The organism is Pseudonocardia sp. 73-21 (assembly GCF_001899645.1).
GTDB lineage: Bacteria > Actinomycetota > Actinomycetes > Mycobacteriales > Pseudonocardiaceae > Pseudonocardia.
In genome coordinates, this window is the sequence record NZ_MKVV01000049.1 from 1 (window position 1) to 11474 (window position 11474).

The window sequence follows — 11474 nt, forward strand, 5'->3', positions numbered from 1 at the left end:
GACCACCTCGTCACGTCCGGCACGTTCTCCCTCGACGGGGGCACGTGGGACGTCGACAACAACGTGTGGATCGTCGGCGACGAGAACGAGGTGATCGTCATCGACGCGGCGCACGACGCCGACGCGATCACCGACGCCGTCGCCGGACGTCGCGTGGTGGCCGTGGTGTGCACCCACGCACACGACGACCACATCAACCAGGCCCCGACGCTGGCCGACCGGTTCTCCGCCCCGATCTGGCTGAACCCGGCCGAGAAGGTGCTGTGGGACATGACGTGGCCGGACCGGCAGCCCGACGGCGAGCTGTCCGACGGCCAGAAGATCACCGTCGGCGGCGTGGAGCTGCAGGTGATCCAGACGCCCGGGCACTCCCCCGGTTCGTCATGCCTGTACGCGCCCGAGCTGGGCACGGTGTTCACCGGCGACACGCTCTTCAAAGGCGGGCCCGGGGCCACCGGCCGGTCGTACTCCAGCTTCGACACGATCATCGACTCGATCCGCGGCAAGCTCCTGGTACTCCCCGGTGACACCACGGTGCGCACGGGCCACGGCGACTCGACGTCCATCGGCGCGGAGCTCCCGCACCTGGAGGAGTGGATCGCGAAGGGCGGCTGAGAAACTCTCGACCCAATGTAGCACCTAGGTGCTACATTGGGTCGATGAAGGAGCCGGAGAGCATCGGCATCCGCGAGCTGCGCCAGCACGCCTCGCGCTACGTGGCCATGGCCAAGGCGGGCCAGCGGATCCCCGTCACCGATCGTGGAGAACTCGTGGCCTACCTCGTACCGGCCGAGGAGCCCAGGTCGGTGTACCAGCAGATGGTGGCCGCCGGACAGGTGCGCCCCGCCAACGGCGATCTCCGCACGTACCTCCGCGTGCATCCACCGCTCCCACCAGAACCGGGCGAGCGGACCCTCTCCGAGGTACTGCAGGAGATGCGCGACGAGGAACGCTATTGATCTATCTGGACACGTCCGCGTTCCTCAAGACAGTGCTGGACGAGGCAGGGTCGGCGGCTCTGCAGTTGTACCTCGACAGTCATCCCGACGGGGGGTTGGTGTCGAGCAGCCTGCTCGTGGTGGAGGCACGCCGTGGTGTGCTGCGCCATCAACCTGCCCGTCTGCCCCGCACCGACATCATCCTGGGCCAGATCGAGCTGCTCGCCATCTCGGACGCCGTGATCGAATCCGCCGGCCGCCTGCCCGACCCGATGCTCCGCTCCCTCGACGCGATCCATCTCGCCACAGCGCTCCTGATCCGGGATGACGTGGAGGCGCTCCTGACCTACGACACGCGCCTGCGCGAGGCGGCGGAGGCCCACGGCCTGGCGACGGCCGCTCCGGCCTGACCCACCTCGCAGCCCGCCACGCCACCTCGCAGCCCGCCGGCGCGCTGCGACGAGACTCACGGGCTGCGAGGTCTGCGGCCGAGGGACACCAGGCCCAGCAGCGCCGCCGACGTGCCGAACGCCGCCGCGTAGCCGAACGGCTCCGCCACCGCACCCAGGCCCACGGCGCCCGCGCCGGTCCCGGCGTCGTAGGCGATGTTCCACGCCGCGCTGGCCGAGCCGTAGCGCTCGGGGCCGGCCGCGGAGAACAACGTCGTGAGGGCGTCGTTCTGGACGAGCCCGAACCCCAGACCGACCACGACCGCGCCCACGACGACGAGCGGCCCCGCCCCGACGACCGCCTCGACCGTCATGCCCACCCCCGCCACCAGCACGCCGGGACGCAGCAGCCGGCCGCCCCAGCCGCGGCGGTCCACCAGTTCCCCCGCGACGAGGCGCCCCGTCAGCCCGCCGGCGGCCGTGCCGAGCAGCGCCAGCGCGACGGCAGTGCCCGCGTCGGGCACGGCCAACGGCAGGAATGTGATCAGCCCGCCCTGGGCCGTGGCGCACACCAGCATCGCGAGCACCGGCCACCACGCCGGCGGCACCGGCCTGGCGGCGTGCGGCGGGCGTTCGGTCCGCACCGGGACGCGCACGGCCACCGCCGCCAGCGCACCCAGGAGCGGCAGCACCCCGGCGACGACGAACACGAGGGTGAACCCGAGGCGCTCGGCCGCGGCCACCCCGGCCGAGAGCAGCACGAACTGCGGCAGGCCCACCGCCAGCCCGTACAGCGCCGAGGCCCGTCCGAGCTGCTGCGGCGGCACGAGCTCGGCCACGATCGCGCTCCCGGCCACCGTCGCCAGCCCGAACCCGACCCCGCGCACGGCCGACACCGCGAGCACCGGGACGAGGTCCGGCGAGAGCGCCAGCAGCGGAGCCGGGGCCCCGAGCAGCAGCGCGCCGAGACCCAGCACCGCGCGATGGCCGATACGCGCGAGCAGCCACGGCACGGCGAGCTGCGTGGTGACGGTGACCAGCATCAGCACGCCGGTGGTCGCCCCCGCCCCGAACGCGCCCGAGCCTCCGCGCGCCACCCACAGCGGCACGACGGGCAGCAGCAGCGCGTACCCGCCGAAGGTCAGGACGGTGGCCACCATGGCCAGGCGGAAGGACCAGGAGCTCACGGGCCGGGCCGCCACACCCGTCGCTCGGTGACCACGGCCGTCACGAGATCCGCGGGCGTCACGTCGAACGCGGGGTTCCACGCCCTGGTCGCCTCCGGCATCGCCGCCGTCAGCACCTCGGCCTCGTCGCGCTCCTCGATCTCGATCGACGCGCCGGACGACGTGGCGGGGTCCACCGTCGACTCCGGGCACGCCACCAGGAACGGGATGCCGGCGCGGGCCGCGGCCAGCGCGAGCGGGTAGGTGCCGATCTTGTTGGCGGTGTCGCCGTTGGCGGCCACCCGGTCGGCCCCGACGACCACGGCGTCCACGAGCCCGCGCGCGATGACCGACGGCCCGGCCCCGTCGACGACGACGCGGTGTTCCACGCCCATCTCGGCCAGCTCGACGGCGGTGATGCGGGCGCCCTGCAGCAGCGGGCGCGTCTCGTCGGCGACGACGTACGCGACGCGTCCGGCCTCGTGCAGGGAGCGCACCACGCCCAGCGCCGTGCCCCACTCGACGCAGGCGAGCGCGCCCGCGTTGCAGTGGGTGTGCAGGCGCAGCGGGCCCGGGCCGCACAGCTCGGCGAGCAGAGCAGCTCCGCGGTCACCGATGGCGTGGCAGGAGGCGATGTCCTCGTCCCGGACGGTCAGGGCGGCGGCAAGCGGATCGTCGGAGGCGGCGGCCCGCCGCACCCCGACGGCCAGGTTCACCGCCGTCGGGCGGGCGGCGGCGATCCGGGCGATCGCCGCGTCGCGCCCGGGGCCGTCCAGCGTCCGGTGGGCGAGCACCACCCCCAGCGCCCCGGCCACGCCGAGCGCGGGCGCACCCCGGACCACGAGCCTGCGGATGGCGTCCACCAGCCCGTCCACCGTGTCGACGGTGACGAGGCGGACCTGCGGCAGCGCGGTCTGGTCGACCATGACGATCCGGCCGTCCACCCAGTCGATCGTCCTCGGCAGCACGCGCCGACCCTACGGAAGGGGGAGGCGTGCCGACCAGCTGCAGTGGCCCCCTGGGCGGCGGGCCCGCTCGACCGCGGGCGACGCGCTGGGCACGGCGCTAGCGTGGCCGGGTGCCCTGGCCCGACGCCGACTTCCCCGCCGACCCCTACCCGGGCGTCGTGCCGCCCACCTCGTTCGTGCACGTCGACCGCCGGTCCTACCGGCCCGACGAGTACGGCCCCCTGCCCGGTGGCGACCGCGAACCGGTGCTGGCCTACGGCTCCAACCGCTGCCCGTCGAAGATCACGTGGTTGCGTGCGGAGCTGGGACTTGGGCCCGAGCCCGTGGTGGTGCTGCGGGTGCGCACCACCGGCGTCGCGGCGGTGTGGGCGGCCGGTTTCCGCGCGCGCGACGGCCAGCGCCCGGCCGTCCTGGCCGCGGCGCCGGGTGTCGTCGAGGAGCACGCGGTCTGGCTGGCGACACCCGAGCAGATCGCGGTGCTCGACGTGTGCGAGGGCCGCGGCGAGCGCCACCGTCTGGCCCGCCTGCACACCGGCGAGGTCCGCACCGAGGACGGCACCGTGATCGAGGCCCCGTGGGTCTACCTGGGCCTCGGGCCCGCCCGCCGGCCGCTGCTGGTCGGGGGCCGCCCGGTGCGGTGCGCCGACGTGCCCCAGTCGGTGGCCCGGCGCCTCGCGGGCGAGCCCGCGGCGGGCGACGGCCTCCGGCACCCCTGAACGCTCCGCCAGACCCTGCGAACCCCTCCCTCCGCCACTAGCCTCATCCGCCAAACGGACCAAGGGGCTGAGGACACATGGGTACGGACCTGCAGAAACCGGCCGAGCCGGATCTCCGGACGGTCCGCCGAGCCGTCGCCGGCGCCGCCATGGGCAACGCCATCGAGTGGTTCGACTACGCGATCTACGGCTACCTGGCCGCGAGCATCGGGATCAACTTCTTCCCGGAGGCCAGCCCGACCGCCCAACGGCTGTTCGTGTTCGCCGGCATCGCGATCCCCTTCATCCTGCGGCCGCTGGGCGGGGTCATCCTGGGCCCGCTCGGGGACAAGTTCGGGCGGCGGCGGGTGCTGGCCACCACGATCGTCATGATGTCGGTGGCCACCTTCTGCGTCGGGCTGATCCCCAGCTTCACCGTCATCGGGGTGTTCGCCCCGATCCTGCTGCTGCTGTGCCGCCTGGTGCAGGGCTTCTCCACCGGAGGCGAGTACGGCGGCGCCGCCACGTTCATCGCCGAGTACGCGCCGGACAGGCGGCGTGGCTTCTTCGGCTCCTTCCTGGAGTTCGGCACGCTGGCCGGCACGGTGCTGGGTGCGTCACTGGCGACGGCGGTGCAACTGGGGCTGCCCGAGGAGTCGCTCAACAGCTGGGGCTGGCGCATCCCGTTCCTGATCGCCGGCCCACTGGGCCTCATCGGGTTCTACCTGCGCAACAAGCTCGAGGACACGCCCGCGTTCCAGCACGCCCAGGCGTCGGGCGACACGTCCACCGCGCCCTTCAAGGACGTCGTGCGCAGCGTGTGGCCGCAGATCCTGATCCTGATCGGCTTCGTCATCCTCCTCAACGTCGCCGACTACGCGCTGTTGACGTACATGCCGACCTACCTGACCCAGGTGCTGGGCATCAGCGACACCGAGGCGCTGCTGATCCTCATCGGCGTCATGCTCGTGATGATGCTGCTGATCGCCCCTGTGGGTGCGCTGTCGGACCGGGTCGGTCGCAAGCCCCTGCTGCTCGCGTCGGCCATCGGGTTCGTCGTCCTGAGCTACCCGGCCATCGCGCTGGTCGGCATGAAGGACCCGCTGCCGGTGACGGTCGGCGTCGCCGTGCTGGGCCTGCTGCTCCTGCTCATGCTCGGCACGATCGGATCGGCCCTGCCCGCGATCTTCCCGACGCGCAACCGCTACGGAGGCTTCTCCATCGGGTACTCGCTGTCCACGGCGCTCTTCGGCGGGACGGCCCCACTGGTGATCGAGGCGCTGATCGGCGCGACGGGCAACGTCTACGTCCTCGCGTACTACCTGATGGGCGCGGCCGCGATCGCCATCGTCCCGATCCTGTTGATGCCGGAGACCGCACGGATCTCCATCTCGCACCCGACCGACATCCCGGGCCGCGAGCCGGTGTCGGTCTAGGAGGGTGCTGAAGAACTCCGGCCGTAGCGAGCGTCGCGCAGTACGCCCGAGTTCTTCAGCGCGCTCCTAGGCGCCGGCCGCTGCCACCGGTGCGGCTGCGGGCTGGGCGTCGGGGATGCGGTAGAGCCGCGCCGCGTTCCCGCCCAGCACCGCCCGCACCGCCGCCGCGTCGAAGCGGGGGTAGCGGCGGCCCAGGCCGGGCGGGAAGCGGTAGCTCGCGAGCTCCCGCACCAGGCGGCCGGGCCGCATCATCGGGTAGCCGCTGCCGAACAGCAGCCGCTCCGCGCCGAACGCCACGAGCAGGGAGCCGAAGGCGTGGGCGAAGTCGCGCGACTCCATCCACGGCAGGATCTCGGTCAGGATCACGTGCACGTTCGGCAGCGCCGCGAGCCGGCACAGCTGGTCGGTGGGCAGGCAGCCCGCACCCAGCACGAACCGGATGTCGGGCAGGGCCCGGGCCAGGTCCCGGAACTGGCGGGCGTCGAAGCCCGGAGGAGCCACGCGGGCGGCCGCGCCGGCGCGCACCGGCTGCGCGGACCCGGCCCGCACCGGTTCGGCCCAGCGCGGCACCTTCGGCGGCGTGACGACGGGTTCCTCGCTGTCGCGACGCCACGGGGCGGGCCGGGTGGACGGCCCCACCCCGATGTGGACGACGTCGGCCCCGGCCTCGCCGCAGCGGGCCAGCACGCGGCGCAACCACGGGTCGGCGAGCGAGAGCCGCCCGGCCGGCCGGCGCCGCTCGCACAGCGTCAGGCCACGCAGGTCGAACCGGCGCACCCGCGGCGTCATGCCGCGGGCCCCCGGCTGGCCACCGCCCGGGTCGAGCTCACCGCTGAGCACGAACCGGTCGGGCATCCAGCCGGCCATCTCCGCGTGCCATTCCAGCGGGGAGAACCCGAGGACGAACAGGTCCCCGAGCACCACCGGCTGCAGGACGGCCCGGTCGACGTAGCCGTCGCCGAACACGTCGCGGTTGAGGCTCTGCTCGGTGACCCGCTCCACCTCGTGCGGCGGCACGCCGGCGCCGTCGAGCTCGCGGTGGCGGCGAAGGAGGTCCAGGGCGTAGACCTCACCGTCGGGGATGGCCTGGTTGTGCGGGCTGGCGTCCCAGATGTGCACCTGGGCGTCGATGACCAGGTAGCTCTCGCCCCCGACGGTGTACACGGGCTACCCCACCTGCGGCCCCAGTCCCATGGACTGGGGGGTGCTCGCATCCGGAGACGGCTGCGGGATGCCGTCGTCGAGGGGGCCGTACTCGGTCATCAGGGCCTTGTTCCAGGGGGTCTGCTCCTCGGCCACCAGTGAGTTGGTGGTGAGGATCAGACCGGCCACCGAGGCACCGTTCTGCAGTGCGGAGCGCACGACCCGCAGCGGGTCGATGATGCCCATCTCCAGCATGTTCCCGAAGCGGCCCTCGAGGGCGTCGAAGCCCTCGTCGACGCCCAGCGCCGACACCTGCTTCACGACGTCGTCGCCGTCGTAGCCGGCGTTGGAGGCGATGAGGTGCACCGGCTCGGTGAGCGCGGCCCGGACGATCTCGACGCCGATGCGGTAGTCACCGGAGACGTCGAGCGCGTCGAGCGCGGGCTCGGAGTGCAGCAGTGCCGAACCGCCGCCGGCCACGATGCCCTCGGCCATCGCGGCCCGGGTGGCCTGCAGGGAGTCGTCGACGCGGTGGCGGATCTCCTTGAGCTCGGCGTTGGTGGGGGCGCCGACCGAGATGATCGCGGCCTTGCCCGACAGCCGCGCGATGCGGTCGTTGAGCCAGTCCTCGTCGGTGCCGATGCTCGCCCGGTTCATCTCGGCGCGCAGCTGCGACAACCGCGTCTCGACGGCCTCCGCGGTGCCGCTGCCGCCGATGATCGCGGTGTGCTCGTTGGTGGCCCGCACCTGCCCGGCCCGGCCGAGGTGCTCCAGCGTGACCTGCTCCAGCGAGAACGACGACGCCTTCGAGTGCACCTTCGCGCCGGTCAGGGCCGCGATGTCCTCCAGCATGTGCACGCGCTTCTCACCGAAGCCCGGGGCCTGGATGGCGGTGACCTTGAGGTGCCCGTTGACGTGGTTGTGCACCAGCATCTGCAGCGCGGTGCCCTCGACCTTCTCGGCGATGATCACGAGCGGCCGCGGGTCGCGCATGACCCGCTCCAGCATCGGCATCAACGAGCGGACGTCGGTGATCTTCTCCGACGACAGCAGCAGGTAGGGGTCGTCGAGGATCGCCATCATGCTGCCCGGGTCGGTGACCAGGTAGGGCGAGACGTAGCCGTTGTCGAACTCGAAGTCCTCGACGAACTTGACCTCGAGGCCGAGCACCGGGCCGTCGTCGACGGAGATGACGCCGTCGTCGCCGATGGTGTGCAGGGTCTGCGCGATGACGCGGCCGATGGACTCGTCGTCGTTGGCGGAGATGGCCGCGACGCGGGAGAGGTCCTCCACGCTGTCGACGGGGTGCGCCACGGTGGACAGGTGCGCCACGATCGCGTTCACCGCGATGTCGATACCGCGCTTGACCAGCACCGGGTTACCACCGGACGTGATGGCCTTCATGCCCTCGCGGACGATCGCCTGCGCCATCACCGTGGCGGTGGTGGTGCCGTCACCGACGATGTCGTTGGTCTTGATGGCGGCTTCCTTGAGGATCTGCGCGCCCATGTTCTCGAACGGGTCCTTCAGGTAGATCTCCCGCGCGATGGTCACACCGTCGTTCGTGACCTCCGGCGTGCCGGTGATCTTCTCCAGGACGACGTTGCGACCCTTCGGGCCGAGCGTCGACTTCACCGCTTCGGCCAGTTGGTCGACACCGGCCTTCAGCAGATCGCGGGCTTCCTGTCCGAACTTGAGTTCCTTGGCCACGGGGCCCTCCTGGAGAAATCGGATCGTGCTCTGCGCGGGGAAGTACGACTAACAGCAGGCCGGGTCGCCACCCACACCGGATTGCGTGGGTGGCGACCCGGGTACGACTCAGATCAGCTGACCTGCGGAGGCAGCATGTCGCCGATGAACTCGGCGGCTTCCTCGAGATTTCCGAACATGACCGTCCGGTCATCCATGTGGATCATCTTGCCGTAGTGCGTGGACATGTTCTCCTCGAACTCGGAGGCGTCGTAGAAGCCCTCCTCCTCGCCGAGTGCCTCGGAGATCTCGTCGTAGACGAAATCCATCCGGCCGACGCAGTCGACGCGGATCATCGACGGCAGGTGGGTGATGGTGACGTTCTCCTGGCGGTCCATCACCTCCGCCACGACGACGCCGACCTGGTTGTTCATCAGCGTCACACCGGCCATGTTCGAGGCCGTGTTGTTGGCCTTGAACGGGCTCTCGGAGGTCTTGAAAGTGGTCACAGTGAAAGCTCCTTCGGGGGCTCGAGGCCGAGTTCGGTCACGATGCCGGCAAAGCGGCTCTTCGCGCGGTCGAGAGAATCCTCGAAACGCGGGGGCTTGTGGTCGGCCTGCGACCACAGCGGCTGCATGGTGCGGGCCGCCTCGATGCAGAGAGCGGTCCACTTGGACAGCCAGCCCTGCATGAGCTCCTTGTTGTGGTCCGCGAACTCCTTGTCGGACACGAGCGGGGCGAAGCAGGCCTCGGTCCAACGGAGGTCACGCTGCGAGTAGTCGTACTCGCCGGCGCCGATGACGGTCGGGGTCACGAAGTCCCCGTTGCCCGCCGCGGCCTGCTGCACCAGGTTGGACCGGAACAGCTCGCCGATCAGCGGCTCGAACACCACGTTGGTGGCGAAGGCCATCTCACCCCAGTCGTTGTCGACCGCGGTGAGCGCCTCGACGACCTTCCGGACGCCCTGCCACTCGGCGTCGTTGTTCCACGCGTCGACGTGGGCGCTGCCGTCGAATCCCTCGATCTCCTCGGAGAGCGTCAGGTTGTACAGCGCCAGGTCCTGGGCGAACCGGATCTTGTGCATGCTGTTCACGACCATGGCCGTGTTGTGCATGTTGGTCGGACACGACCGGTTGATCGCCGCGAAGACGTACAGGCCGAGGATGTGCTCGATGTGCATCCACGCGCCGACGTTGCGCTCGACGAAGGTCTTCCAGTTCGGGGTCCAGTTGTCGAACGCCTTGGCCTGGCGGGCGTTCTCGATGTTCTGGGTGGTCTGGCGGACGACGTTCGCGTTGTAGCGGTAGAACGTCATCTCCCATTCCTCGTTGGGGTCCCGGAACTCGTGCCAGCCGTGCGCGGGCCACTCGAAGTTCTTGGGGAGACCGCCGGAGCCGGGGCCGCGCTGCGGCTCGGGCTTGTCGACGCCCCACGCCTTGAGCTTCGTCCAGGTCAGCGGGTAGCCCGCCTCACCGTTGGCGAAGCCGTAGATCCAGCCCTGCGCCAGGTAGTGGCGCGGGTCGGGCTGGACGTCGACCGTCACGTCCTCATAGTGGGTCTGCTTGCGCTTCGCCGGCTTGTAGTAGTTGTACCGGCGGGCGCTCGCGCTGGAGTCGGGGAACTCCTGTGCTCCGGCCTCGGCGTCCGTGAACGTCGGCCGTGGCACGTTCCGTTCGGGTCGCGTCGTCGAGTCTGTCGTCACTTGCCGTCCTCGCCTTCTCCTGGTTCACCGGTGGTGGTGAACTTGTCGTAGAAGATGTACTGCTCCGGAACTCCGAGTTCCGTGAGCAATGGGATTGCCGCGTCCACCATGGGAGGAGGCCCGCAGACGTAGGCCTCCCTCCCCTTCAGATCTGGCTCACCCCGACGGACGACGTCGGTGATCAATCCGACCTCGCCGTTCCATTCGTCGTCACCGGCCGGCTCGGAGAGGGCCGGGACGTATCGGAAGCTCGGCAGTTTCTCCTCGAGCTCCCGAAGCTCTTTCTCGAAACACAGGTCCCGCTGCTGGCGGGCCCCGTAGTAGAAGACGGCCGGTCGTTCGACGCCGCGCTCCGCCATCGATCGGAGCAGGCCCAGTACAGGAGCCAGCCCGGCCCCACCGCCGACGAAGATCAGCGGGGAGGTGCGGCTCTCGCGCAGGGTGAAGGTCCCGAACGGACCCTCGACGTCGAGCCGGTCGCCGATCTGGACCTTGGAGGCCAGGAACTCGGAGAACAACCCGTCCGGATAGATCTTGATGACGAACTCGAAGAGTCCGCCGCTGCCCCCCTGCTGGGGGACGTTGGCCATCGAGAACGAGCGGCTCTCGTCGGTGCCCGGCACCATGATGTCCATGTACTGACCGGGGAAGAACTTGATCTCCTCGGGCTCCACGAGCCGGAGGACGAGGTGGCGCATGTCGTGCGTGACGGCTTCGTTCGAAACGACCTCCGCGACCCCCTTCTTGAGGGGGAGGCCGGACCTGATGATCTCCTCGTCGTAGTTGAGGAGTTCGATCACCAGGTCCTCGTAGGCGTGCGCCCTGCACAGGAGGGTGGACCCCTCCTCCTTCTCGTAGTCCGGGAGCGCGAACGTCGAGTACGAGTCGTACTCGATGTCCTCGCCCTCCAGGACGAAGGACTTGCAGGCCGCACACTGGCCCTCCTTGCAGCCGTGCATGAGCTGGACGCCCTGCTCGGCCGCGGCGCGGAGAATGTTCTGTTCCTCGTCGACCTCGATCTCGATGCCTACCGGTTCGAACCGGACAGTGTGTTTCTCGCCCATTACTACTTGCCTCTCACCGGTAGAACTGTCGACATCAGTCTGAAAGGGGCCTGGCAGGGGGAGGGCCGACGGTGGCGCCGCCGGCCCTCCCCCCTCACCTGACCCGCGCTCAGGCGCTCGCGGGTGCCGGTCGTCCGGCGGGACCCTGACGGATGTAGTCCGCGTGGAACGCGGCCTTTCCGGCAGCGTCCATGTTGTTGATAGCCACGTTCGGGCTACCACACGGCGGGCAGCGACGCAGGTGGTCCAGCGTCCACATCTTCTTGGGGTTCAAGTCGAGGTGG

Annotated in this window: 12 protein-coding genes and 1 pseudogene; 5 read left to right on the forward strand and 8 right to left on the reverse strand. The window is 70.5% G+C overall.

Translation table 11 applies throughout. The annotated features are described in order from the left end of the window. The 3 genes from BGP03_RS15945 to BGP03_RS15955 all read left to right on the forward strand — a co-directional run. Positions 1-615 (forward strand): MBL fold metallo-hydrolase (locus BGP03_RS15945; RefSeq protein WP_299736628.1); only part of this gene is annotated, 615 nt, incomplete at its 5' end. Between the two features lie 44 nt (positions 616-659). Beyond that, positions 660-959: a type II toxin-antitoxin system prevent-host-death family antitoxin gene (locus tag BGP03_RS15950; RefSeq protein ID WP_296367057.1), complete on the forward strand. Its 300-nt coding sequence runs from the start codon at positions 660-662 to the stop codon at positions 957-959. Then, positions 956-1348 carry a type II toxin-antitoxin system VapC family toxin gene (locus BGP03_RS15955; RefSeq protein WP_296367060.1) on the forward strand — a complete coding sequence of 131 codons (393 nt, stop codon included), beginning with the start codon at positions 956-958 and terminating at the stop codon, positions 1346-1348. The genes BGP03_RS15950 and BGP03_RS15955 overlap by 4 nt, the downstream gene beginning before the upstream one ends. A 56-nt stretch (positions 1349-1404) precedes the next feature. Here BGP03_RS15955 and BGP03_RS15960 read toward each other — a convergent pair whose 3' ends face one another. After that, a complete protein-coding gene (locus BGP03_RS15960; protein WP_298798735.1) occupies positions 1405-2514 on the reverse strand; it encodes an MFS transporter in 1110 nt (369 codons plus the stop codon). Further along, positions 2511-3458: an S-methyl-5-thioribose-1-phosphate isomerase gene (mtnA, locus tag BGP03_RS15965; protein ID WP_298798737.1), complete on the reverse strand. Its 948-nt coding sequence runs from the start codon at positions 3456-3458 to the stop codon at positions 2511-2513. Before mtnA ends, BGP03_RS15960 begins: the two co-directional genes overlap by 4 nt. A gap of 113 nt (positions 3459-3571) precedes the next feature. Here mtnA and BGP03_RS15970 point away from each other — a divergent pair, with 113 nt between their 5' ends. Both BGP03_RS15970 and BGP03_RS15975 read left to right on the forward strand, forming a co-directional pair. Next, a complete protein-coding gene (locus tag BGP03_RS15970) occupies positions 3572-4177 on the forward strand; it encodes a gamma-glutamylcyclotransferase (protein WP_296367064.1) in 606 nt (201 codons plus the stop codon). Positions 4178-4254: 77 nt separating this feature from the next. Then, positions 4255-5592, forward strand: coding sequence for an MFS transporter (locus tag BGP03_RS15975; protein WP_296367067.1), 1338 nt, complete (start codon positions 4255-4257; stop codon positions 5590-5592). A 66-nt stretch (positions 5593-5658) separates the two neighbouring features. Here BGP03_RS15975 and BGP03_RS15980 read toward each other — a convergent pair whose 3' ends face one another. The 6 genes and pseudogenes from BGP03_RS15980 to BGP03_RS16005 form a co-directional block, all read right to left on the reverse strand. After that, positions 5659-6756, reverse strand: coding sequence for an amidohydrolase family protein (locus tag BGP03_RS15980; RefSeq protein ID WP_296367068.1), 1098 nt, complete (start codon positions 6754-6756; stop codon positions 5659-5661). 3 nt (positions 6757-6759) lie between these two features. Beyond that, positions 6760-8445 (reverse strand): chaperonin GroEL, encoded by a 1686-nt coding sequence (gene groL / locus BGP03_RS15985; RefSeq protein ID WP_296367070.1) that lies wholly within the window; start codon positions 8443-8445, stop codon positions 6760-6762. A gap of 113 nt (positions 8446-8558) precedes the next feature. Then, the gene (gene mimD, locus BGP03_RS15990; protein ID WP_296367073.1) at positions 8559-8933 is read right to left on the reverse strand and encodes a propane 2-monooxygenase effector subunit MimD; all 375 of its coding nucleotides are present in this window, start codon (positions 8931-8933) and stop codon (positions 8559-8561) included. Then, positions 8930-10126, reverse strand: coding sequence for an aromatic/alkene monooxygenase hydroxylase subunit beta (locus BGP03_RS15995; protein WP_298798734.1), 1197 nt, complete (start codon positions 10124-10126; stop codon positions 8930-8932). The genes mimD and BGP03_RS15995 overlap by 4 nt, the downstream gene beginning before the upstream one ends. After that, on the reverse strand, positions 10123-11190 hold the full coding sequence (locus BGP03_RS16000; protein WP_298798733.1) for a 2Fe-2S iron-sulfur cluster binding domain-containing protein: 1068 nt from the start codon (positions 11188-11190) through the stop codon (positions 10123-10125). The genes BGP03_RS15995 and BGP03_RS16000 overlap by 4 nt, the downstream gene beginning before the upstream one ends. A 109-nt stretch (positions 11191-11299) precedes the next feature. Further along, positions 11300-11474: pseudogene (locus tag BGP03_RS16005) on the reverse strand (methane monooxygenase); the annotation flags it as partial.